Origin of the sequence: Geofilum rubicundum JCM 15548, assembly GCF_000974365.1 — a bacterium.
Taxonomy (GTDB): domain Bacteria; phylum Bacteroidota; class Bacteroidia; order Bacteroidales; family Marinilabiliaceae; genus Geofilum; species Geofilum rubicundum.
Genome location: NZ_BAZW01000010.1, coordinates 1 through 24,157 on the forward strand (window position 1 = coordinate 1; position 24,157 = coordinate 24,157).

21 protein-coding genes, 1 pseudogene and 1 CRISPR repeat array are annotated in these 24,157 nt (G+C 45.8%); of the genes and pseudogenes, 7 read left to right on the forward strand and 15 right to left on the reverse strand.

Annotated elements, in window-relative coordinates; translation table 11 throughout:
* Window positions 1-4: 4 nt before the first annotated feature.
* Window positions 5-295: direct repeats of the CRISPR family, unit length 29 nt; unit sequence TTTTAACCGCACCAGCGTGGAATTGAAAT.
* Window positions 296-422: 127 nt separating this feature from the next.
* Window positions 423-1,391 (reverse strand): annotated as a pseudogene (locus JCM15548_RS23290) (aldo/keto reductase).
* A 222-nt stretch (window positions 1,392-1,613) separates the two neighbouring features.
* Here JCM15548_RS23290 and JCM15548_RS07200 point away from each other — a divergent pair.
* From JCM15548_RS07200 to JCM15548_RS07210, 3 genes are all read left to right on the forward strand, one after another.
* On the forward strand, window positions 1,614-2,933 hold the full coding sequence (locus JCM15548_RS07200) for a serine hydrolase domain-containing protein (protein ID WP_062123877.1): 1,320 nt from the start codon (window positions 1,614-1,616) through the stop codon (window positions 2,931-2,933).
* Window positions 2,934-3,017: 84 nt separating this feature from the next.
* Window positions 3,018-3,377: a VOC family protein gene (locus JCM15548_RS07205; protein WP_062123879.1), complete on the forward strand. Its 360-nt coding sequence runs from the start codon at window positions 3,018-3,020 to the stop codon at window positions 3,375-3,377.
* Between the two features lie 47 nt (window positions 3,378-3,424).
* Window positions 3,425-4,228 (forward strand): AraC family transcriptional regulator, encoded by an 804-nt coding sequence (locus JCM15548_RS07210; protein WP_062123880.1) that lies wholly within the window; start codon window positions 3,425-3,427, stop codon window positions 4,226-4,228.
* On the opposite strand, the gene fumC is transcribed toward JCM15548_RS07210, so the two are convergent.
* Window positions 4,225-5,622: a class II fumarate hydratase gene (gene fumC / locus JCM15548_RS07215; protein ID WP_062123882.1), complete on the reverse strand. Its 1,398-nt coding sequence runs from the start codon at window positions 5,620-5,622 to the stop codon at window positions 4,225-4,227. The two genes, JCM15548_RS07210 and fumC, sit on opposite strands and share 4 nt — an antisense overlap.
* A gap of 145 nt (window positions 5,623-5,767) precedes the next feature.
* Here fumC and JCM15548_RS07220 point away from each other — a divergent pair, with 145 nt between their 5' ends.
* Window positions 5,768-8,014, forward strand: coding sequence for a pectate lyase family protein (locus JCM15548_RS07220; RefSeq protein WP_062123884.1), 2,247 nt, complete (start codon window positions 5,768-5,770; stop codon window positions 8,012-8,014).
* 69 nt (window positions 8,015-8,083) lie between these two features.
* On the opposite strand, the gene JCM15548_RS07225 is transcribed toward JCM15548_RS07220, so the two are convergent.
* The 9 genes from JCM15548_RS07225 to JCM15548_RS07260 form a co-directional block, all read right to left on the reverse strand.
* A complete protein-coding gene (locus tag JCM15548_RS07225) occupies window positions 8,084-9,502 on the reverse strand; it encodes an SDR family oxidoreductase (RefSeq protein WP_062123886.1) in 1,419 nt (472 codons plus the stop codon).
* A gap of 81 nt (window positions 9,503-9,583) precedes the next feature.
* Entirely contained in the window at window positions 9,584-10,279 is a 696-nt protein-coding gene (locus JCM15548_RS07230; protein WP_062123888.1) for a lycopene cyclase domain-containing protein, read from the reverse strand.
* A 101-nt stretch (window positions 10,280-10,380) separates the two neighbouring features.
* Window positions 10,381-11,154 carry a fatty acid desaturase gene (locus JCM15548_RS07235; RefSeq protein WP_083985026.1) on the reverse strand — a complete coding sequence of 258 codons (774 nt, stop codon included), beginning with the start codon at window positions 11,152-11,154 and terminating at the stop codon, window positions 10,381-10,383.
* Between the two features lie 203 nt (window positions 11,155-11,357).
* Window positions 11,358-12,230: an NmrA family NAD(P)-binding protein gene (locus tag JCM15548_RS07240; protein ID WP_062123889.1), complete on the reverse strand. Its 873-nt coding sequence runs from the start codon at window positions 12,228-12,230 to the stop codon at window positions 11,358-11,360.
* A 20-nt stretch (window positions 12,231-12,250) separates the two neighbouring features.
* A complete protein-coding gene (locus tag JCM15548_RS26215) occupies window positions 12,251-12,463 on the reverse strand; it encodes a DUF6363 domain-containing protein (protein ID WP_369403681.1) in 213 nt (70 codons plus the stop codon).
* Window positions 12,361-13,032, reverse strand: coding sequence for a patatin-like phospholipase family protein (locus JCM15548_RS21020; protein ID WP_083985018.1), 672 nt, complete (start codon window positions 13,030-13,032; stop codon window positions 12,361-12,363). Before JCM15548_RS21020 ends, JCM15548_RS26215 begins: the two co-directional genes overlap by 103 nt.
* On the reverse strand, window positions 13,029-13,154 hold the full coding sequence (locus tag JCM15548_RS25160; protein WP_262486927.1) for a hypothetical protein: 126 nt from the start codon (window positions 13,152-13,154) through the stop codon (window positions 13,029-13,031). The genes JCM15548_RS21020 and JCM15548_RS25160 overlap by 4 nt, the downstream gene beginning before the upstream one ends.
* Window positions 13,155-13,219: 65 nt before the next feature.
* Window positions 13,220-13,741, reverse strand: a complete 522-nt coding sequence (locus JCM15548_RS07255) for a hypothetical protein (protein WP_062123895.1) — start codon at window positions 13,739-13,741, stop codon at window positions 13,220-13,222.
* Window positions 13,742-13,871: 130 nt separating this feature from the next.
* A complete protein-coding gene (locus JCM15548_RS07260) occupies window positions 13,872-14,813 on the reverse strand; it encodes a glycoside hydrolase family 43 protein (RefSeq protein WP_062123897.1) in 942 nt (313 codons plus the stop codon).
* A 245-nt stretch (window positions 14,814-15,058) separates the two neighbouring features.
* On the opposite strand from JCM15548_RS07260, the gene JCM15548_RS07265 reads away from it, so the two are divergent.
* Window positions 15,059-17,326: an aconitate hydratase gene (locus JCM15548_RS07265; protein WP_062123899.1), complete on the forward strand. Its 2,268-nt coding sequence runs from the start codon at window positions 15,059-15,061 to the stop codon at window positions 17,324-17,326.
* Between the two features lie 104 nt (window positions 17,327-17,430).
* On the opposite strand, the gene JCM15548_RS07270 is transcribed toward JCM15548_RS07265, so the two are convergent.
* From JCM15548_RS07270 to JCM15548_RS07280, 3 genes are read right to left on the reverse strand one after another with little or no spacing between them, the layout of a single operon-like run.
* Window positions 17,431-19,335, reverse strand: coding sequence for a DUF3858 domain-containing protein (locus tag JCM15548_RS07270; protein WP_083985019.1), 1,905 nt, complete (start codon window positions 19,333-19,335; stop codon window positions 17,431-17,433).
* A gap of 44 nt (window positions 19,336-19,379) precedes the next feature.
* Window positions 19,380-20,084, reverse strand: a complete 705-nt coding sequence (locus JCM15548_RS07275) for a DUF3858 domain-containing protein (RefSeq protein ID WP_157482510.1) — start codon at window positions 20,082-20,084, stop codon at window positions 19,380-19,382.
* Window positions 19,985-21,433, reverse strand: coding sequence for a transglutaminase family protein (locus JCM15548_RS07280; RefSeq protein ID WP_062123905.1), 1,449 nt, complete (start codon window positions 21,431-21,433; stop codon window positions 19,985-19,987). Before JCM15548_RS07280 ends, JCM15548_RS07275 begins: the two co-directional genes overlap by 100 nt.
* A 216-nt stretch (window positions 21,434-21,649) precedes the next feature.
* On the opposite strand from JCM15548_RS07280, the gene JCM15548_RS07285 reads away from it, so the two are divergent.
* Entirely contained in the window at window positions 21,650-22,126 is a 477-nt protein-coding gene (locus JCM15548_RS07285; RefSeq protein WP_062123907.1) for a Dps family protein, read from the forward strand.
* Window positions 22,127-22,442: 316 nt separating this feature from the next.
* Here the strand turns inward: JCM15548_RS07285 and JCM15548_RS07290 are convergent, their stop codons facing one another.
* A complete protein-coding gene (locus JCM15548_RS07290) occupies window positions 22,443-23,486 on the reverse strand; it encodes a BamA/TamA family outer membrane protein (protein ID WP_062123909.1) in 1,044 nt (347 codons plus the stop codon).
* A 134-nt stretch (window positions 23,487-23,620) separates the two neighbouring features.
* Between JCM15548_RS07290 and JCM15548_RS07295 the strand changes: the two genes are divergently transcribed.
* Window positions 23,621-24,157, forward strand: coding sequence for an IS1096 element passenger TnpR family protein (locus tag JCM15548_RS07295; protein ID WP_062123911.1), 537 nt, complete (start codon window positions 23,621-23,623; stop codon window positions 24,155-24,157).

Here is a 24,157-nt window from a genome sequence, read left to right on the forward strand (position 1 = left end):
CCACTTTTAACCGCACCAGAGTGGAATTGAAATGCATTAAAGACTTTGGATATAGAACCGATGTTCACCTTTTAACCGCACCAGAGTGGAATTGAAATGTCAATAGGGGCTGAAAGTAAGTTGGGGGAAAGCCTTTTAACCGCACCAGCGTGGAATTGAAATGGGAGAGGATCACCGCATGAGGGATCCCTATCACCCTTTTAACCGCACCAGCGTGGAATTGAAATATCATGTACCAGCCACATGCGTGCTCGGTGGCGTTCCATTTTTAACCGCACCAGCGTGGAATTGAAATTACACTATTTCTCTGATTGTATCATCTGACTTTTCTTTTTACCGCACCAGCGTGGAATATTCCAACTGGCAAAAAAAAGGTGCAAAAAAACGAATAGTGGCGTTCTGGTATTGATATGGTTAAATAATCACCAATTATCTTCCGGATCAGGCGTGTAAGATTTGTACCATTCATTTTTACCGCCTTGTGCATAGTCGTAGGATCGATCGAGCAAATCGGCCATCTCATTCTCCGAAAGAGGTTTGAAATGTCGGGCCGTTTCAATGTTTTCTTTTAACATTTTCAGCGAGTCCATGCCAGAACAAAGGGTTGAAATGGGCATGCTCATGGCAAAGCGCAGGCATTCCTCCACCGTGGCGGCCCCTTTATTCACCAATACTCCGTTGCCAGCCATTGATTTCATGCCGATTATCCCGATGTTTTTCTCTACCGCTAAAGGCAATACATTTTGGGTAAAACTCAAATAATGATGATCCATTGGATTAATGGGCATTTGAACAGTTTCCCAATCAAAGCCCCGGTTAATCATTTCCAAATGTATTTCCGGCCGATAGTGGCCTGTAAAGCCGATATGCTTAATTTTCCCCTGGTCCTTCATCTTTAATACAAAGTCCAATACACCGGATGATTAAATTTCATCCACTTCCTTCATTTCATCAATTTCGTGGAATTGCCAGACATCAATCACATCCGTTTTTAATCTTCTCAGACTATCTTCCAGGTGCTGTTGGGCCCTCTTCGGCTCCCGACCATGATGCTTTGTCATTAAAATCACTTTTTCGCGATACCCATTCATTAAAGCTTTCCCCATTCTCTCCTCACTTCGGCCTTTATGATATTCCCAGGCATTGTCCAGAAAATTCACTCCTTCATCAATGGCTGTGCGAATCAGTGCAATGGATTCCTGTTCTGTGAGTAAGTTTTTACCTATATTGTGTCCTCCAACAGAAAGAAGAGAAACCTCCAGTCCTGTTTTGCCCAGCTTTCGATAGGGTAGACCATTTTTTACCACTATGCCGGTAGACATCATTCCAATGGACAGCCCTGCTGCCGTTGCTGCTGTTCTCTTTATAAATTCACGCCGATTGAGTACCATAGTGATATTTTTTTAGTTTATATCTAAATATAATGATTATCAAACTTTTATGCCTGAAAGTCTGTGTTTTTATGTGGTGTGTGGGCTGTTTTTATGGCGATCTTTACAAACCTGTTACTTCTGTAGTCGCCAGTATTAAAGTGGATGAATTAATTAGTTGCATGAAATTTATTAAAAAGTGATATTTGCCTTATCTTTCTTTAGTCACTAATTCACAACAGGATGAAGCTTTTTTTGGTGTTTTTAATGGTGATTGGACTGTCCGGTCCCATCGGTTTTGCTCAGGATGTGGTGTGGACGCCACTCGATAATTATTTAGATACGCTGGAAGCGCACAACAAGTTTATGGGGAGCATCGCCGTTTCTAAAAACGGAGATGTTGTTTATGCGCGGTCGCTTGGCATGGCGGATGTGGAGCTGGAAAAAATGGCGGATGCCCATTCGAAGTACCGAATTGGTTCCATCTCCAAAACATTTACGGCGGTTTTGGTTTTTAAAGCGGTTGAAAAGGGTTTGTTAGATTTGGACCAAAGCATTGACGGTTTTTTCCCGACTATCAAAAATGGAGATAATACCACCGTCAGGCACCTGCTTTATCACCGCAGTGGGATACATAATTTTACCAATGATGAATCCTTCAAGAACTGGCATACCGAGAAAAAGTCGCAGGAAGAGTTGTTGGCGGTCATCACAGAGGCGGGAAGTGATTTTGAACCGGATAGCATGATGGCCTACAGCAACTCCAATTATGTGCTGCTTACCTTCATGCTCGAAAAGATTTTTGACAAACCTTATGCGGATTTACTGACCGAACACATTACGCAACCGCTTGGTTTAGAAAACACCTATCTGGGAGGACCCATTGATCCCCTTAATAATGAATGTCGGTCCTATGTTTTTCATGATAGGTGGGAAGTGAGTCCGGAATCTGACATGTCTATTCCCTTGGGGGCAGGTGGTATTGTTTCGACAACCAGTGACCTGGTAAAATTCAGCGATGCCTTGTTCGGGGGACGACTGCTTACAGATGAGAGTCTGAAACAAATGACCACCGTGCAGGATAATTTTGGGGCCGGACTGATTCTGGTTCCTTTCTATCAATTAAGGGGTTTTGGCCATACAGGTGGGATTGATGCATTTTCTTCGGTGTTCAGCCATTTCTCAGAGGGCAACGTTTCTTATGCCCTGACTTCGAATGGCACTACTTTTAATACCAATGATATTTCTATTGCTGTTTTGAGCACTGTTTACGGTAAGCCTTTTTCGCTACCTGAGTTTAAAATCTTCGAAGTGGATGCTGCCGATTTGGACCAATACCTCGGGGTTTATGCTTCTTCTGAAATTCCTTTAAAAATTAGCATCACCAAAGATGAAAAGGGCTTGATTGCCCAGGCAACCGGTCAGTCGGCCTTCCCGCTTGTGGCGACTGAGAAGCATGTTTTTAAGTTTGAAATGGCCGGGATTGAGATGACCTTCAATCCCTCAGAAAACAGCATGCTGCTTAAGCAAGGGGGAGCGCAATTTAACTTTAAAAGGGAATAAAGATGTCTCGATTTTCCAATTTCCTGATGGGGAGGGGAAGTAGTTTTGTGCCGTGATTTTGATGTTTAATTTAACAACAAGAAAATGGAAAAATTGATTTCATGGGTGGAAATCCCTGCAGCAGACTTCCAAAGGGCAGTGAAATTCTACAACAAGGTTTTGAAGCTGGACATGAAGGGAGAGGATTATGGGACGGAAAAAATGGCTTGTTTTCCCTCCGGAGAAGGGGCCATCGTAATGGCAGAAGGATATGCACCGTCTAAGAATGGGGTTATTGTGAGTCTGTTGGTGCCCGACAGTATTGATTTGACGGTCGCCCGAATTGAGGAAAACGGTGGGAAGCTGACCCATCCCAAAACAAAGATCGAAGCTGAGGGAATGGGTTATTTTGCGGTGTTTTTAGATATTGAAGGAAACCGGATAGGGCTTCATGAAAAGTTGTAGAACAAAGGGGGATTCGCGGCAGCGCATCCCCCTCACAAAAATAGTCAATGAGTTTTAACCTGGCATATCCTTCAGAGCAATTAAAGCCCTATATCAAACAATATTGGGCCATTGAGAATGTCTTGAAAAGCGGGGAGTCCTATTTACAGCGGATCGTCCCAAGCGGCCTGCCAGAAATGATCTTGTACCTTGATCACAAACCAAAGTCTGAAAAAAGGCCAATTGAAGCCCATTGTCTGCTAAACGGGCAGCACAACGACTATTACGACCTTATCATATCTGAAAACTTGTCGATCTTCTCGGTCTTGTTTCAACCCCAGGGCGTGCGAGAGTTTTTTAATTTACCTTTCAATGAACTGACCAACCAAAGTGTGCCTTTGGCGTTTATAAACCAGACTTTGAGCCGGGAATTGGAAAGCCGGCTTTCTGAAGGTATTTCGTTTACCGATCGGGTGAATATAGCTGAGGATATTTTGTCCGGGTTACTGACGGTCCATTCAAAAGACTACGATTTTAAAAGGATGAGCCATTCTCTTGAGCTCATCAAAAAGGCCAAAGGGATGGTGGACATTGACTTTCTTTCCCAACAAGCCTGTTTGAGCAGGAAGCAATTTGAGCGCTTGTTTTCAGAGCACATTGGTATTTCACCCAAGCAATATTTAAGAATTATCCGGTTTCAATCTGCTCTCCACAATAATTCCCAAAGTAACCATTGGTCGATGACGCAGTTGGCGCTTGAAAGTGGCTATTACGATCAGTCTCATTTCATCAATGATTTTAAAGCATTGACCGGATTAACGCCTAAAAAATTCTTTGCCGACTGTGACTCTGTTTCTGATTTTTTTGGTTAGGGGATCATACCGGTCATGGCTGAGGGATCTACCCACTGGTTGAACTGGTCCTCCGTTAGCAGGTTGAGGGCCAGGGCGGCGGCTTTGAGGGTGGTGTTTTCGGCGTGGGCTTTTTTGGCGATTTTGGCGGCGTTTTCATACCCGATGTGGGGGTTCAGGGCTGTGACGAGCATCAGGGAGTTGGTGAGGTGTTCCTCAATGCGGGGGTGGTTGGGTTCAATGCCGATGGCGAGGTGGTCGTTGAACGACTGGCAAGCGTCGCCGAGCAGGTTGGCGGATTGTAAAAAGGCATGGATCATGACGGGTTTGAATACGTTGAGTTCAAAATGTCCGCTGGCGCCGGCCATGGTGATGGTGGTGTCGTTGCCCATGACCTGGACGCAGACCATGGTGAGGGCTTCTACCTGGGTGGGGTTGACCTTGCCGGGCATGATGGAGGAACCTGGTTCGTTGGCGGGGATGGTGATTTCACCGATACCGGAGCGGGGACCGGAGGCCAGAAGGCGCAGGTCGTTGGCTATTTTGGTCAGACTGACGGCCAATTGTTTGAGGGCGCCGTGACTTTCTACGATGGCATCATGGGCGGCCAGGGCTTCAAACTTGTTTTCGGCTGTGACAAGGGGCAGGCCGGTGAGTTCGGCTATTTGGGCGGCCACTTTTTCGGCATAGCCGGCAGGGGCGTTGAGGCCGGTGCCGACCACGGTGCCGCCCAGTGCGAGTTCTGCCAGGTGGGGAAGCGTATGGCGCAGGGCTTTGAGTCCATGCTCCAACTGAGATACATAGCCTGAAAATTCCTGCCCCAGCGTTAAAGGGGTGGCATCCATCCAATGGGTGCGGCCTATTTTAACCACCTGCATCATGTGTTCTGATTTCAGCTTCAAGGTGTCTTTCAGCTGCTCTATCTTTGGGATGGTATGTTCTACCAGTTTTTTGTAGGCGGCTATATGCATGGCGGTGGGAAAGGTGTCGTTCGACGATTGGGATTTGTTGACATCGTCGTTGGGGTGGATGTCCGGATGGCCTTCTCCCAGTTGGTTACCGGCCAATACATGGGTTCTGTTGGCAATTACTTCGTTGCAGTTCATATTCGATTGGGTGCCCGATCCGGTTTGCCAGACGACCAATGGGAATTGGTCGTTGAGTTTTCCCGCAATGATTTCATCGGCTGCCCGGGCTATGAGCCGGGCCTTCTCTTCACTTAAAACCCCCAGTTCTGCATTGGTTAAAGCGGCTGCTTTTTTGAGGTAGCCAAAGGCTTGTATGATTTCTAAAGGCATGGAGCCGGCAGGTCCAATGGGAAAGTTGTCTACTGAACGTTGCGTTTGTGCGCCCCAATACTTGTCGGCCGGCACCTGCACCGGCCCCATGGTGTCTTTTTCTGTTCTATAGCTCATCTTTTTAATTGTTTTTAGGTGAACGGACCTTAATATACCAATTTGTCCATCAACTGTCAATAAAACATCTACCACCTGGCAAGTATTAATGTGTAATTTTGTGGTCTTATGTTAATGCTTATTTCAATCCTTAAAGCCCTTAACGATGAAATTACCATTTATTTTTTTCTTGCTTTTTCTTTCCGTAGTTCCTTTTCAGGCACAGACGGTTGATGTGATGGATGCCGATGGTTGGCTGGAATCGGCTTATGTCAAATGGGCGCCTGTGGAGGGTGCCGACAGCTATAACGTGTACCTTTCCGGAGAAGGCCTGGTGGATCAAAAACTAGATGATCCTTTGATCCGTTCTTACGGGACTTATTTCCGGGCGGATGCTGTGGGACTAAAAGCCGGAACGTATATTTTTAAGGTGGCGGCCGTTGTGGATGGTGTTGAAGGGGCTGTTGCAGAATCGACAGAATTGACCGTGGAGGCGCACGATCGCAGTGGTTTTGCTTTTGTCAATGGAAGGGTGCCGGGAGCCTGTCAGGCAGATGGCACGCCCAAATCGGAGGCAGTGATACTTTATATTACCGAGCATACAAAGAATACGGTCTCTCTGGATGTGACAGGGGCCAATGCCAACCCTTGCGTGGGCCTTCAGGAAATTCTCGATGGTTTCAAAAAAGGCTATGACAATCGTCCGCTCATTGTCAGATTGATTGGACAAATTACTGATTTGACCTACATGCTTGGTGGCGACATCGTCATTGAAAATAAAAACAATGCCAATGGTTTTATTACGCTGGAGGGCATTGGCGATGATGCCGTGGCCGATGGATGGGGCATTCGCATAAAAAATGCTTCCAATATTGAAGTGCGCAATTTGGCGACCATGAATTGCAACAGCAATGAGGGCGATAATATTGGACTGCAGCAGAACAATGATCATATCTGGATTCACCACAACGATTTCTTTTATGGCGCTGCCGGTGGCGATGCCGATCAGGATAAGGGAGATGGTGCGCTGGATGCCAAAAAATCGACCAACGCAACCTTTTCATTTAACCATTTTTGGGACAGTGGTAAGAGTAATTTGTTGGGGAATGGAGGGGAGGAAGTAGGGAACTTTACCTACCACCACAACTGGTATGATCATTCGGACAGTCGGCATCCACGTGTGCGGCAGCACACGGTGCATGTGTACAACAACTACTTTGACGGGATTTCTAAATATGGTATTGGTAATACAACGGCTGGTTCTGTTTTTGCGGAAGGGAATTATTTCAGGAATTGTAAATATCCGATGCTGATTTCCAATCAGGGCTCTGATGTGTATGGCTCAAACACCAATACCTTTTCCGGTGATCCGGGAGGGATGATTAAAGCCTACAATAACCATATCGTTGGTGAAGCACGCTTTGTGGATCAAAAAGCTTTTCCCAATGATTTTGATGCCTATGTGGTTGCCAATAAGTCAGATCAGGTGCCTTCGGACGTGACCACCGTTTCGGGTGGACATGCCTACAATAATTTTGATACCGATGCCGCCATGTATGCCTATTCGGCTCAAAGTCCCGAAGATGCCCGGAACACCGTCATGCAATACGCGGGACGCATGTTCGGGGGTGATTTTCAGTGGAGCTTCAATAATGCGGTGGACGATGCAGCTTCATCTGTAAATACGGCACTGAAAGCGGCGCTCGTGAATTACCAGACGGAATTGGTCGCCGTTCAGGGGGAAGGCTCCGGCGATGGTGGAAGCGATCCGGGCGATGGTGATCCGGGTGATGGCGGAGACGGTGGCGGAGAAGTGAATCCCGGAGATGTCATTCATAATTTTACACTGTCCGGTCTCAACAGTACTTTCTACTCGATTTCCGGTAATTTGTCTGATTCCAAGGGGGCGGTGGTCTATGACGGACTGACTCTGACGCAATGCCTGAAGATTGAATCTGCTACCTCCATTCAATTTTCTATTGACAAAGCAGCCACCATTACGCTGGTATTCAACACCGGCTATAGTGGCAAAATTAAGTTGAATGGCACAGACCATAACATTGCGGACGGTATTTTGGAGATCCACCTGGAAGAGGGCGATCACGAGATCACCAAAAACACCACGGCCAACCTCTATTATATGAGCCTTGCGTACGATTCAACTGTAGGGATGGATGATCGCGGAACAACACCCAAAGTGCTGGTTTATCCCAACCCGGTCTCTAGTATTCTTTCACTTTCATCGGTTGAGGATGTGCAAAAAGTGGAGGTGTATTCCTTATCCGGGATTTTGTTTAAATCTTTAAACTCGGGATTCGATCAGATAGATATGAGCGACTTGAGTGCGGGTACTTATTTGGTGCTCATTCATACCCGGCAGGCGATTGTTAAACAAATGGTTGTTAAGAAGTGATGTTTCATCGCCTTAGTGTACTATAAATGAAGTTAAAAGCTGCCCCACCGGGCAGCTTTTTTTAACCATTTATCTGGCTATTCGCTTCAGTAAACCGTTGAACAGGAGCGCATGAAAAGGCAGAACGGCATACCAATAGAGCCGGCCATACAGGCCCAGTGGCCTGAAAGTGGCGGTCTGGGTGAGTATTTGATGCTCATCTATTTTAAATTCCAGCCAGGCTTCTCCGGGCAGTTTCATTTCAGCATATAAAAGCAGCCTGTTTTCTTCTTTGCTGGCCACCAGAACACGCCAAAAGTCCAGGGCGTCGCCCACCAAAATATCGGTATCACTTCTTCGCCCTCTTCGCATGCCTACGCCGCCATTTAGCTGGTCAATAAACCCTCTGATTTCCCAGAGCCAGTTGCCGAAATACCAACCATTTTTACCGCCAATGGACCAAATCCTGGACAGGGAGGCTTGTTGATCTGTTATTTTTGCTTTCCGTGTGTCTTTAAAGCATCCATTGACCGGAACATCCATGTAATGCGCCACGCCTTTCTTTAACAGCTTGCTTGTCTGGGCATCCTTCCAACTGGAAAGCACTTGGTTTTGTTCTATTTTATCGAAGGCCAGCTGGATGGAGGAATCATAATCGATGAGGTCGATTTTGAGGAGGGCGGCCAGATTGTTGGGTTGACAAATGACCTCAATTTTCATACTGTTGACCAGGTTTTTGGCCAGTGAATAGGAGGTGGAGGTGACAAAATATAACCAATAGGAAGATAGTTTGGGCGTCATCACGGGAACCACGTAAATGTGTCTTGTCAGACCTCTTACGCGGGCAAAATGCAGGAGCATTTCTTTGTAGGTCAGGATGTCGGGGCCACCAATGTCGAAATTTTTATGATAGGTTTCTGGTCGACCAATTACGCCGTATAAAAATTGAATAACATTGCGGATGGCAATGGGCTGACTTTTGGTTTTCAGCCATCTGGGTGCCACCATAACGGGAAGTTTCTCGACCAAATCCCGAATGATTTCGAAGGAGGCGCTTCCTGAACCGACAATGATTCCGGCTCTTAAGGTGGTCAGAGGGATGCTGGCCCCGGAAAGGATGCTTTCCACATTTTTCCGTGACATTAAGTGTTTTGACAAGGCACTTTCGTTAACAATGCCACTTAAATAGATGATTTGCCGGGTCTTTGTTTCCTTAATTCTTTCTTTGAAATGGAGGGCGCAGGTTTGCTCCAATTTTTCGAAGTCATCACCCTGGGTAGACATGGAATGAATCAGATAATAAGCGATGTCAATGTCTTCCGGAATGGCTTTCAGACTTTCCTTTTGCAGAAAGTCGACTTCTATGATTTCTAAATTGGAGGGGACATGTTTTTGGTGAAACCGACTTTTATCTCTTACACAGCCGACTACCTGATGGCCATTGTCAATAAGTACAGGCAATAAGCGTTGGGCAATATAACCCGTTAAGCCGGTCAGTAGGATTTTCATTTTGGTATAATGTTTTCATTCATTCATTCATTCATTCATTCATTCATAGGGGCGCACAGGCTTATGAAAAGCGGACTGCCCTTAATTTTTCTGAGGCTTATATAATTTCTCAAACTGACTCATGGCCAGTAGGTTCAGTAGCATCAGGCTGAAGGCGTAACCCACATCTTCAATGGGAATGGTTCCCCATCTGATGCCCAGGTTTTCGGCGTTATTGTACCAAACGACTTCGCCCTCTATCATGGTGCCGGTTAATAGGCTATTGACCAGGAAGAAGGGGATCATAATGACCAGAAAAGACAGATAGTATCTGTTGAGTATGCCCGTCTTATCAAACAATCCCCAAATAATAGCAAGCACAAGCAGAATGTAGTTGAAGCGGGTATAGGCTTTATCGATATTCAAAGCAACAATGGCCACTAAAATCAGAATAATTGGCCACGACAACATCTTTACAGCACTATTACTTATTCTAAAATTGGGGAAATAGGCTTCCAATACGTAATGAATGAAAATGGAGGCATAAGGGATGAGCATGAAAAAGAGCCATTCTTCAATTGGCAGACCAAAAATCACTAATTCAGAGTGGTACTCAGGATTGAATCCCCAGACGCCGTCTCTGACAAAGAGGACATCGAAATAGATATAAACCGCCCCTACAAGGATGGTGGAGGGTAGCAGACTTTTCCATTTTTTGTAAAAACTGACTTTACGGTCGAAGCTCAGAACAAAGGGTATAAGAATGGAAAAAACCAAAATGGCGGTGTATAGCGGCATGTCTGTTTATGTTTTTATTGTTTTTTCTTAAACAATCAAATAGAGGGGATTGTTTTTGCTGATAATGGTTATTTTGCCTAACGACCTAACAACCTAATGGCCTATCGACCTAATGACCTATCATCGCTTCGCGGGACTGCGCTTCGCTTGCCTCTCGACCTCTCGACCTCTCGACCTCTCGACCTCTCGACCTCTCGACCTATCGACCTTTTAATCCGGTACAGTTTCCACCAGGGCGTGTGGGGTGATGCATGGTGCTCATAATGGTAACCAAAAAAGAAGCACGACAAAAGAGCCCATAAATGATTGCGCTTTTGAGATCTGGCCTTGTGGGGTTTCATCTCCTCGGTGTGTGGTCGGCGGTGGGGCCGGTAGGTGCCAAAGTAGAAAAGCTGAAAGGTGGATAGTATGGAGGGGGTGATCCAAAGGACCAAGAGCTGTTGGTCACTGAAATAGAGCAGGCCAATGTTGTAAAGCGTAGCCATGATAAGAATTTGCCATATGGTGAGGTACTGCTTCATGAAGGAAAACCACCAGATGAAAAAGTTCTGGTGCCCCGTATGATAATCCGGATCATCTTCGGTGGCCACGTGGGCATGGTGCAGGTGGTGCTTCTTCTTAAGTTGCGGGTACCAGAGTCCCGCATACAGGGTGGAGGACAGATACCCAAAGAAATTGTTAATGCGCTTGTTGCGCGAAATGGTTCCATGCATGGCATCGTGGCCCGTAATAAAGAGGCCGGTAAAAAGCCAGGTCTGTATTAAAAGATGCAGCCAAAACCAGACATCTGTCGGGTCAACTGGCTGGTATAGCAGTATGTATCCCAGGTGGGATGCCCAGCTAATCAAAACTAAGAGTGCAATTATAATCCCCATGGCTGAACGGTTATTGTTATTTCCATTGAAGCGACTTCCGAAAGAAGGCACCTGCTTTATGGTATCTGTCTTTTTAAGCCTGATTAAAAGTAAGGCTTTTTTATCGCACTATGAATAACAGTTATTTTCCTTTTATGTTTAGGAGCCTTCACCATCAGGTCATAACAAACAGCAGGTAATGCCCAATGAGCGCCCTGAGAGGCTTAAAGGACATCCAACTTTGACTTTTCCCGACGGATAAATGTGCCTAAATCGCCTGGTTTTTTATGGGTTAATCGTTCATAAATACTTGAAATTTCGGGTTCTTTTTGAAATCTGGGTAAAAAATGAAGAAGAATCATAACCATTATCATGCCTTTGGGCATTCCTTCCTGGTGTTTCATCCGGTAAAAACGGAATGGGTTGATATTTCTATAGCGCAAGGGATTCCGGATAATCTCATTTATCAGATGGGTGACTTCCTGAAAATTTTTGTTTTCATAGCCGGTTATTTCCAGTGCCTGATTTTTGTAGATCTCGAATTGATCAAGAAGCAGGGCACCAAGTTCTCCAATATTATCGGCATCCACCCAATTGAACCTGGCACTACCCGCTGGCAGAATGATTTCCCGCTTTGTTTGGATGTCAGACAGCAAGGTTGTTGTCAGGTTTTGCATGAAATAACTCGGCCGAAGAAAAATGTGATTCAAACCATAGTCTTTGATCAATTGCTCTATCTTGTTATGGGGAATGACCTTACTTTTCTCGGCGCCTTGCACCGACAAAAAGACAATGTCTCTGATATGGCTCTTTTTAATGTACTCAAGAAGAGGTCTGAAATTTTTTTCAATGTTGGACAGATGGGGCGGCCTCAATAAGAAAACCCTGTCCATTCCGCTTAAAGCGGAATAGGTGTCAGGATTTTCAAAATCAAAGTGCCGCAAATTCAGGTTTGAGAAATCTTTAAAAAGAGCGCTCGCTTTCCCGACATCTCTGACACCGACAAAAATTTCATGCGGCAAATCGCTCTTTGATAAATGTTTAGTGACTTCATAACCTATGTTACCGGTGGCACCGGTAATGAAAAGATGCTTCATGGGTGTCCTCGTTATCTTGTTTAGCTATTCCTCAACCAATCTTGCAGGGCTGGCAGCACTTCTTCCATTTGTTGCAGGGCGCTGTCGTAGGACTTTCGCAAAATGTCGGGATTGTTCTCCAGACGCGATACTATAGAGTTTTGGGAGGGTCGAATGACGAAAACCCTGCCTTCTGCTTCCAGCCGGTCCAGTTGGTCGAGGGTTTGGTTGTATTCATGGGCACGCGCTTTAATGCGCTCCACCAATTGGGGATAATGGCGATAGACCAGCCTGAGCATCCAGTCGTTCCTGACAGGCTTTTTGCGATAGCCTTTGGGGCGTGTGAGCACAACCACCGCTCGCTCATTGCCATCCGCCAAGCTTTGTTGACTGGGATGGAATCGCTCAGTCCGCCATCCATATACAACTGGTTGTCAATGTTTTTTGGGCGGGCGATAAAGGGCAGTGAGGAGGTCGCCGTCAGCCAATCCCGAAAAGCGATGGGATTATTGGTCTTGAGTGCTTTGTATTCCGGCTTTCCGGTGCTGATGTTGGTCACCACCACATGAAGACGGGACGATGATTGGTTGTAGGCCTCATAGTCGAAGGGGATAATTTGCGTGGGGATGGTATGGTACACAAAGTCCCAGTCGAAATAGGAACCCCGTTTCAGGTAGTTGCCCAGACTGCAATAGCGTTTGTCTTTAACAAAGCGGTTGACCTCCAGATTGCGCTGATACTGGCGGGACACGTAAGAGACGCTGTAAGCGGCGCCTGCCGATACGCCTATTAAGTAGTCGAAAAACAACTGGTGCTGCATCATGCGTCGAGCACGCCGGCGGTATAAACGCCTCTGAATCCGCCGCCTTCCAATACCAGGGCAACGCCTTTAATGGCGCCATCTTTATCTAATGACAGGGTGTTTTGGGTTGCTTGTGTGCTCACTTTGAAATTAGGTTTGTCTTTTATTAATTTTTCAAACAGGGGGAGGATTATGGTCGATTAAATAGTTAGCCCAGAGCCTCCTTTTCATGGCGGATGCTGAGATTCAGCCAATCACTTAATTTGGCGAGTTCCTCCTCTGCTGCTTCGCGATTTTTGAATTTGCAAATGGCCTGGCCTTGCCGGCTGTTGCCGTCATGAATAAAAATACGCCAATCGGGTTCGGACACGTCCACCGATCGGTTGCTCATGCTGTAAACCCGGTAAGCCATCCGGGCGTGGGTCAATCTCAATTGCATTTTTCGGTGTACATATTTCCACTTTCCCACCTTCCATATGCCCCAAAGGTTATTGTAGAATTTGATGCGAAAGTGTTCGGTATCTATGGCGCATCCGGCTGCAGAGAAGGCCATGAAACTGCCCAGCAGGAGGAGTATCCATCCGGAGATGGATAAATGAATGGTAAAAACACCTACGATCATCAAAAAGGAGCCAACGACACCGCCTGACGGACCAAAACTTTTATCCAGGCGATAATGGATCACCTTAGGCTCTGGTTGGGGAGCCTTATTTGAAGTTGAAATGTTCAATTTGTTGATTTTTGTCGAATAATAACGACTAAAGGTACAAAAAAAAGAGACGATCAAAAACGATCGTCTCTTTTAAGAACAGAACCAAACTTACTCAAATGAATCAACCCGAAGGCTGATTTTTTGTCAACTACTCAGCAGGCTGAACCCCTTCTGAGGTCATTATTACGCGTTTCAGGGTGCCATCTTCGTTGTAGTGAAGATAATCCACACAGACCGAGCGCCGGTAACTGCTGCCGGCTGTTGGGAGAGAACCGTTGTGATAGATAAAATAGTCTTTGCCTTTATATTCAATAATGCTTTGGTGATTGGTATTGCTGTTGCCAGCCACTTCGTTCAAAATATCTTTGAACTCCCAGGGGCCGGTCAGACTTTTACTCATGGCGTAAGCGGTCTTTTCAGGAAATTGATAGGCATAGGTCAAATAATACCAGTCGCCTTTTTTATGAATGTAAGGGGCTTCGGTAAAATAGGGTAGATCGATGGTTTGAATGGGGCCATCCAGCTCAATCAGGTTGTCTTTCAGCTTGGCATAGTAACAAACAACGTTCCCCCAAAAAATGTAGGCTTCCCCATTGTTATCAATATAGACGGCCGGATCTATGTCGTCCCAATAGCTCGACGAGTGCTCGGTGGTCATGTCGTTGGTCACCAGGGCAGCGCCAATGGCATCCTTAAAGGGACCCGTGGGAGAATCTGAAACAGCCACCCCCATTGATTTGCCGGGTATGGTGCCATGCTCAACAGTGACGTACCAGTAAAATTTCCCGTCTCTTTCAACCACGTGCGAGGCCCAGGCCTGACCATCTGCCCATTCAAAGGCAGAAGCCGGGAAAGCACCTTCTTCTTTCCAGTTAACCATATCAGTGGATGAAAAAATGAGCCACTCGTTCAGGACATAGTGGTTCTGGTCGGGCAGTGCCTCATCATGCCCTACGTAGAGGTAAACGGTGTCATTGTAGACTACGGCTGCAGGATCTGCTGTGTATTTATGGGTAATTACCGGATTTTGGGCCAGGATTGCTGTTGATACAATAGCTGCCAACAGGGCGATCAATGTTAGACTTTTCATTTGTTTGCTTTTTATAGGTTTCTGTGTGACAATTTTAGATATTTTTTTTGGAGAAGGCTTCATCTTTTTTGGGTCGGCGTGTGCTTTTCAACAAGTGTCCCCATTTATTACAAATTTGTCCCCGATGGAGACCAGTTAAGCGAACAAAACAAAATACAAGTTGTAACTGTTGTTTAAATGATTGACAATTTTTCCGTATTTTTGAGCTAATAAATAAAAAAACTGATATTAATCACTATTTGACTATGGCATTCGACATTGACATGATTCGCAGGGTATATGCCCAATTTGGAGAGAAGGTGGACCAAACACGCCAATTTTTAAACCGGCCACTCACGCTGACTGAAAAAATTCTTTATGCCCACCTCTCCGGTGAATGGCCCCATCAACCTTTTGAACGTGGAAAATCTTACGTGAATTTTGCTCCCGACCGGGTAGCCATGCAGGATGCTACTGCTCAAATGGCGCTGCTGCAATTTATGCAAGCCGGACGCGATAAAGCGGCCGTGCCTTCTACAGTTCATTGTGATCACCTTATTCAGGCCAAGGAAGGGGCTACAGTGGATTTGAAAAATGCGCTGAATTCGAGTAAGGAGGTCTTTGATTTTCTGGCTTCTGTCTCTAATAAATATGGCATTGGTTTTTGGAAACCGGGCGCAGGTATCATTCACCAGGTGGTGTTGGAAAACTATGCCTTTCCGGGAGGAATGATGATTGGTACCGATTCTCACACGGTGAATGCCGGTGGACTGGGCATGGTGGCCATTGGTGTAGGGGGTGCCGATGCGGTGGATGTAATGGCGGGCATGCCGTGGGAGCTTAAGTTTCCGAAGTTGATAGGTGTGAAACTGACTGGCCAATTGAATGGATGGACCTCTTCTAAGGATGTCATTTTGAAAGTGGCAGGCATTTTAACCGTTAAAGGAGGTACCGGAGCCATTCTGGAATATTTTGGCGAGGGTGCCAGAAATTTATCGGCCACAGGTAAGGGAACCATTTGTAATATGGGTGCCGAAATTGGTGCTACTACCTCCACTTTTGGTTACGATGAAACCATGGCGGAGTATCTGATAGGTACAGACCGCAAAGAGGTGGCTGAACTGGCTGATGGTATTAAGGAACATCTGACAGGGGATGCGGAAGTGTATGCGCAGCCTGAAAAATATTTTGATCAGGTGATTGAGATCAACTTGTCCGAACTGGAACCGCATATCAACGGACCGTTTACCCCCGACCGGGCTACACCTTTGTCGCAGTTTGCCGAGGAGGTGAAGAAGAACAACTGGCCTAAGGAATTGGAAGTCGGTTTGATTGGCTCTTGCACCAACTCGTCGTACGAAGATATTTCGCGGGCGGCATCGATTGCCCGACAAGCGGTGGATAAAAAACTAAAAGCAAAGTCTGAATTTACCATTACACCGGGTTCTGAGCAGGTGCGTTTTACGGTGGACCGGGATGGCTTTTTGAATGATTTTGATAAAATTGGCGGTGTGGTGCTGGCCAATGCCTGCGGTCCGTGTATCGGACAATGGGCACGTCATACAACGGATCCCAACCGTCGCAACTCCATCATTACGTCCTTTAACCGGAATTTTGCCAAGCGTAATGATGGCAACCCCAATACGCATGCATTTGTGGCCTCACCGGAGGTGGTGACGGCTTTTGCCATTGCGGGCGATCTGACCTTCAATCCGATGACGGATACATTGATCAATGAGGAGGGCCAGGCGGTGAAGCTGGATGAACCTCAGGGACTGCAAATGCCCCCCAAAGGTTTTGCGGTGGAGGATGCGGGTTACCAGGCACCTGCCAAAGATGGCAGTCAGGTGGAGGTGCTGGTGGATCCCAAATCGGAAAGATTGCAGTTGCTGGAGCCCTTTGAGCCCTGGAACGGTGAGAATCTGACCGGACTGAAGCTGTTGATCAAGGCCAAAGGGAAGTGTACCACCGACCATATTTCGATGGCGGGACCATGGTTGCGTTTCCGGGGACACATTGACAATATTTCGAACAATATGCTGACCGGGGCCATTAATTACTTTAATGATGCCAGTGATAAGGTGAAAAATCAACTGACCGGGGAGTATGATTCTGTACCTCAGGTTCAACGCACTTATAAGGCGGCTGGTGTTGGTTCTGTTGTGGTGGGCGACCATAACTATGGTGAGGGCTCATCCCGCGAGCATGCGGCCATGGAGCCGCGTCATTTGGGTGTAAAGGTTGTTTTGGTGAAGAGTTTTGCGCGTATCCATGAGACCAACCTGAAGAAGCAAGGTATGTTGGGACTTACTTTTGAGAATGAAGCAGATTATGATCTGATTCAGGAGGATGATACCCTTAATCTCATTGATTTGGCGGATTTTGCCCCGGATCGACCCATCACGGTTGAACTGGAACATGCCAATGGTACCAAGGATACTTTTAAAACCTTGCATACCTATAATGAACAGCAGATTGAATGGTTCAAGGCGGGTTCTGCTTTAAATCTGATTAAACTGGAGAATGCCAGGTAAGGGGTTCTTGGATGAAGACAGCCATTGACGAAGTTTATACTTGATTTGAGCTTGTAAATATTTTATTGTGAAAAAATCCCCGGAGCCTGAGCTCCGGGGATTTTTTATGCTTTTCGTTTCAAAATCACTTTGGCGTTGTCCACTTTCTTAATTTGCCGCAGCGTTTCCTGTAATTCTGTATATTCATCTTTGGGAATGTCCTTGTTATTGAGGGAGAATTGTCGGGTAAAAACAAGGCGATTGTCCTTTACTTCGCAACTGTACTGGTAGCTGAAGTAGTTGTTCTCAATTTTTTTGGCCTCCGGGAAGTGTTCGACTTCGAAGTTTTCCGGAATATTGAGGTGAACACGTGAAATCTCTGTCAGGGGATAGGGAAATTGAACATCAAAAGCACGTTCTTCTGAGGGAGGTAATTTAATTTTTAAAGGACTCAATTGGTTGAGGGGTACAAATAAGCGGTCGCCTGCCCGACTGGCATATTGGCCGGCACTAAATTGAATGGTTAATAAGGCACTTGCCTTCTCATCTCCCTCGTTGGTCAGGTTGAAGTTGTTTATGGTCAGGTTGTTGACAGGCAGATGGGTGAGCAGATAATCCTTTTGCATCTTTTCGGTTCCCATGGTGAGGAAGCCGTATTCTTCAAACAGCAAACCGGAGGCATGAATGGCATAGTCGGCCGTGGCATCTCCGTTTGGATCAATCTTAAGGGTCAATTGCTTATCCAGGATATTGCTTTCCTTGTCATATCCGGGCATATCCACCAATTCGCCACCGTTTTCTCCTACCAGCAAAGCTTTGCGATTGGCTATGGCCGATCCTACATAACCGAAGGGATTGTAGGGGTTGGTACATTCCAGCCAAATGGTGTCCTTGTCCATAGGTACGGCTAAAATCGCATGATTGGTCTGATCAGCGGATGCAAAATCGGTGAATCGGATCCGTTGGTTGTCTGCTCCTATCTCTGCATAGTAGGAAGGTATGTCTATGGCCGATAGCAGGGAGCGGGTGTAATTGCTGAGGGCTTTGCAATCACCGTAACCATATTGATCCACATCTGCTGCCTGCATAGGTTGAAAGCCTTGTATGCCGACACTGATGCAGACATACCTGGTTTTGTGTTGCATGTATTGATATACTGCTTTGACTTTGTCCCGGGTGGTTGGCAAGCTGTCTGTCATCGCCTGAATGCGGTCGATGGTGGCCGCAGGTAGCTGTGTGGTCCCCTCTATGAGGCTTTTCACCCAATTGCCGTACCCCTGCCATGTGGTGTATTCTCCGGAGTACCCCTTATAATCGTATTCCACAGGGGTTAGAGAAATATAGGGAAAGACAGAACGAAAGTCGGGAGCGTAGGCTTCTCTTTTTAAGGCCTGGAAATCTTTTAGGGTCCATTTCTGCTGCCAGGTGTTGACATCCGGCTCTGTTTTATGGGTGATAAAGTCATGGTTCTGTGCCATGTAGGTGTAGGTCAATTCTTTGGGGGTGGTGTATTGAAGAGAGGCCTCTTCAACTGCTACGCCATATCCTTCAACGGGCACCCAAAAGTCGATGTGAAGGATGCCGGTGGTAGTAGTGGAGTAGGTGTATTCTACGGTATAAGGGTATTTGTTAATTTTCGGGGCATAGAACATGGAGCGACTGTCGCTGTAAAAAACGAAATCCTGAAAGTCCGAATAGTCGACGTAATCTTTCTTTTTAATTTGTTGGACAAGGTCGCCCTGAGCATCGTATATTTTCCCAGAAACATGGTTAATTTTGGTATCATCGGTATAGGAAAGTTGAAACAGACCAGCAGATTCACCTTGTTTGTTGAGCACAGTTATGGCTACCGCTACAGTGGTCTTAATTTTGTCAACAGATACACGTTCAATGTCTTTATGGTAGTAACGGTAGATGGCATGGGCATTTTTTTCCAGATTGGCAGGTACCGTCGAATAACCCGACTGGTGCTTTTGGCCGGAAATGACAACTGTTGTCATTAATAAAAGGAACGAAAGGGTAGTTCTCATAGGTGGCTGATTAATAGCGGTTAGGTCAGGTTTGTGGGCAGATACTAGTTTATTTTTTTGAGCACGACTTTTTCACTGTGTTTGTTGAGCAGGTAGGCGTAGGTATCTTTTACCCCCTTATATTCTGCCGGAAGAAAGAGGAGCCGGTTGATTCTGAAATCACTGTAGGTCTGTATGGTATTGCCATTGAGCGCCACTGAAAAGGTGAGCTGCATGCTTTGGTCTTCCATGGCGACTCTGATGGATTCCGGAATGCTCTCTATCTCATAGCCTTCCGGTATTTCTATGGAAGAAATAACCATATGCCGCCGTGGGTAGGAGAACTCAATGGGATACTCTCTGTTGTCCAGTTTTAAAGGATTTTCATAGGTCTTAAAAGCCAAAAGCGGGGAAAAAGCAACGACTTGTCCTAGCCTATCGGTGTGTCCTGTTATGGTAAGTTCCAGTGAATCGATGAGTGATTGGTGTGGAATTTCGAGGTTGGTAAAGGTCTGCCTTTTAATTTTTATGCCGGGATACTCTTTTTCCAGCTTCTCAATGACCGATAAGCTGTCATCCTCAGACGTATAGCGCTTCCGTTTTGCCATGGCCGCATAGCCTGAATTTTCCTGCTTGGCCAAACCTTCAAATGTTCCGTCTTCATTCATTTTTAAGGTGACCTGGGTAAAGGTCGTAAAACTATTGGGGGTTTCCAGACTAATTTCTCCAAATCTGTTGGCATCAATGATGTGCCTTTGCCATTGAGACATCTCTCAGGTAGCAGATCAATGGCTGAGAGTGGATCAGTGGCATCCATCAGAATGTTTTGATCCTCCAGTTCTACCATGGCAATAACGTAATTCAGGTCGGTAATGGACGCATGGGACAGGGGTAAAATGCCATTGCCTTGTGTGCTTAGGACCACAGGGAACGCCTGGATATCCATGCTTTTGAGCAGGGAGACCAAAATCAGGTTGATATCTGCACTGTTTCCATGGCCCGCTTCCCAGGCTTGTTTGAGATGCCGGTCTGAAAGAAAGGAATAACTTCCGTTCCATTTCATTTTTGACTGGACATATTCCAAGGCTTTTTGCACCATTTCTATTTCATTGGTGGCGCTGGCTTTAATCAGATCAGCATCGTTTCCAATAAAATTGTCACGATTCAGGGCTCTACCAAAGCGCTCGTGCTCTAAAAGCTCTTTGGAGACATCGCTCCAGCTGTTGGAGTAGGATTTATAGGGCGAATTCGGAAATCTGGTGCCTTCCAGCTCAAAGGTCATGCGGGTCAGATAGTTTTTTGAGGCCTTTAAAAAGCGTTCTTTTTTAAAGGCGGGGACATGGTTGGCGAAGTAGGTGGTAATTTTCTCCTGATACCGCTCTTCATATTCATGCCTTCTACTTTCTGTAACATTACCTTCTGTGCGATACATGTAAGTGAACTTAAGGGTTCTTGCAGCCGTTTTAGTATTGTGGTGGATCCTGTAATAGCCATATGTTGAAGGTTTGTAATGGAAATACTCAGGTATACCTACCCAATATTCGCTGTATAGCACGGGTACTTCCCGCTGAAAGTACCATTCCTGTATATTGAAAAGAAAATCACTGACGAGTTCATATTCAATTTCAACCACAGAACCAGCTTTTACATCGGGCATTGCAATTTTTACAAGCGTAATGTGATCCGTTTTTTCTTCGTAAATGATTTGTTTGGTATCGAGTTTGGTTTTAATGATTTTCCCATTTTCCAGATTGTAGGTAATGCCTTTTATGCTGGCTATTTTTTCTTTGTTGAGACCCTTGTTGTATAAAGATATTTCAAAATTGCCCAGATCAGAAGCTGCTTTGTCAAGAATTTTTACTCTTTTATGATTTTTAAAGACCATTTGAAACCCTTTGTCTGAGCCGGGGTCACCTTCCCTTATAGTGGTGTTGCGATACACAAAACTGGTAGCGCCTTTCTCGAAGAGATAATAGCCTTGGGCAGACGAGTCAATGGGGCAGACAGACGATTTCATTTCGTCCATGGAAACCTTGCCCAATTTGGGGGTTTTTTGAATTTCTGCCGCAAAAGCCGACAGGGAGAGTGATAAAATCAGGGTTATGGCCGTAAGTTTCATAGTAAAGATTTAATATTATGATACACAAAAATACACTAATTTCTATATCGGCCAAGTCTATAGTCTATTAATTTTAGCTATTTGACCAAAGCAGTTATATGTTCTATCTTTGAGTATCGAAATCAGAATGAAACCATGACACAAACGGGCATGTACGTTTTTATACCACAAACAGGTTGGGTTTAACATGCTAAACCAACCGAAAAAAATCATATTATGAAGAAGATAACAGATATTTTAGGATTAAAAGAGAAAGAATCCGCTGCCGTAGCCGAAAAGTTGAATGAGCTACTGGCCAACTACCAGGTGTTTTATCAAAATTTGCGTGGTTTTCACTGGAACATAAAAGGCGACCGCTTTTTTGTCCTGCATGCTAAATATGAGGAATTGTACAATGATGCCGTCATGAAAATTGACGAGATTGCTGAGCGTATCCTGACCGTTGGCGGAAAACCTTTGCATACTTTTGAGGATTACCTGAAAGTGAGCAGTATTCAGCCAGCCAAAGACAAGTCGGATGCGGAATCAACCATGTCCGTTACCCTTGACAATGTGGCGGCATTGATCAAACTGGAGCGGGAAGTGCTGCCATTGGCGGAAGCTGCTGATGACGAAGGTACTTTGGCCCTTATTTCTGATTATATTTCCCAGAAAGAAAAATTGGTTTGGATGCTGACTTCTTTTATGAAGTAATGTTTTATCCATCAACTATTGAAAAAAGAGGTTGTCCAATAAGTGGCAGCCTCTTTTTTTTCGATTTGAAATGTTCAGTTTCCCAAAAGCCTTCCATCCAGAGCCCCAATTTTCATTAAGCGGCTGTCTGAGAAAATCAAAGTGTCATAACTAAAGCTCCGTGCTACTCCATGAATTCTTCGTGAAGCTCTGTGTAACAATTCTTTTTAAAAGGCTTCCTTCAGGGAGATGAAAAGTCCCTGATGCCCTTCGGAACTCCAGCCTGCGTCTATCCGGATGTGGAGTGGCTCATCGGGCAGAATCCGAAATCTCAATCCTATGCCATTGGAGCAATCAACTCCTTCCTGCTCAACCGGAGTTGACGGGCCGATTGTCCCACTTCGGAAAAGACGACCGCTCCAAAACGCCACCAAACGGGGACACGGAGTTCACCTCTCAGGAGCCAGGCAGAATGATCCACCACGCTTTTGGAATGGCCAATGCCGCGTAAACGGTCTTTACCGCCCAGTTGGGGCAGCATGAAAAAAGGCGTGCCCGGGTCACTGTATTCCCATAAGGACTGAAAAGCCAGTACTGTGCGCCCCACACCATAAAAATGTCTTAAATCCAGCAGGTAGTTGTTATAGGTATTGGCATTCGGACCCCCTTTCTGAAATAGGGTCCATGCGGCTTTAAAATAGCTGCCCGACCGGGGGTAGAGCACATGGTCCCGCTGGTCGAATAAAAGAACCGGACCAGCACCGGCCAGCCATCCGCCTTCACTGCCGCTCAGTTGCTCAAAGGCTAAGTGGGCATTCCGGTTGTCAAATTGGTAGTGCCAAATTTCGCTGCTCATGCCCACATGTAATTGATGCCCCAGGTGTCGCAGTATCTCAGTTTTCAGGCCGTAGCGGCTAGATCGGTAGTCGATCGGCTGCGCTGTTTTATTCTGCGACCACCTGTCCCAATAGCGGTCGTTGATGCGCAGTGCTTCGATGCGGCCTGAAAATTGCCATAGGGATGAGAGGTACCAATCCAGTTCTGAGCGGACTTCTACCATCCCTTTGGTCGAGAATTGCATGGAGGAGGTGAGGGTGTTGACCTCCCTATTGGCAGGTTGGCTATCAGGACTGCCCCAACTGTAAACAGGCATGAGACCAAACTCCAGTCCGGTGCGCGAAGAATAGCCCCCTGCCGGGTAAATGGCCCAAATACCTTTCGGCGTTGGGAAGGTTAAATGGTCAAGCATTCGTTCGCCTAAATCAGCGAGTCCCGAAATGCGGTGCTCCGATTTGAGGGTGGCATGCTTATTGTTCTGACCATGAGCTCCTTCTTTGTGTATCACTGTAAGGAGTAACAGCAGAATATAGAACGGACGCATATTGTGTTTTATTTGGGGTGCAAATTAGAAAAGAATGTCTTACTTTTGCACGCTTTTTGTCCAAAAAGTGAAACAAAGTGCTTTGTTTATCCGTTAGGTGGGAAGTGTAAGCGCTATTAAAAACAACCCTTTTTATGATTTATTTCTTTCGGGCCATAAGTAACGAGTCTGATGAATTTCTTTTCGATATTGCGATTAACAGTGAGGCTAAGTTCGTTGATCTGCATCATTTTATTCAACAGCAGCTCAATTTTGATCCTGCTCAAATGACCTCTTTTTTTCTGACAGATGAAGACTGGCAAAAGGAGAAGGAGATCACGCTGATTGATATGATGGTGGATGACGATAGCTCGGCTGTGATGGATCAGGTGCGTCTGGAAGAATTCCTGAATGCGCCTAAGCAGCGGTTGTTGTATGCGTTTGACCTTTTTGCTGAGCGGGTGTTGTTTATGGAGCTGACCGATATCACGGAGGGTAGTGTGAAGGAAACGACATGCGTTCGAATGGAAGGCACGCCTCCGCCTCAGTTTTCTGAGGAGGGTTTTTCTTTTGATGATGCGCTTTTATCGGATGGCTTTGATGAGGAGGGGGCCGATGATTTCCTCAGTTATGGAGACGATTTGCCGGATGATTATGCCGACGAGGGGAGCGATATGAATGATTTCTATTAA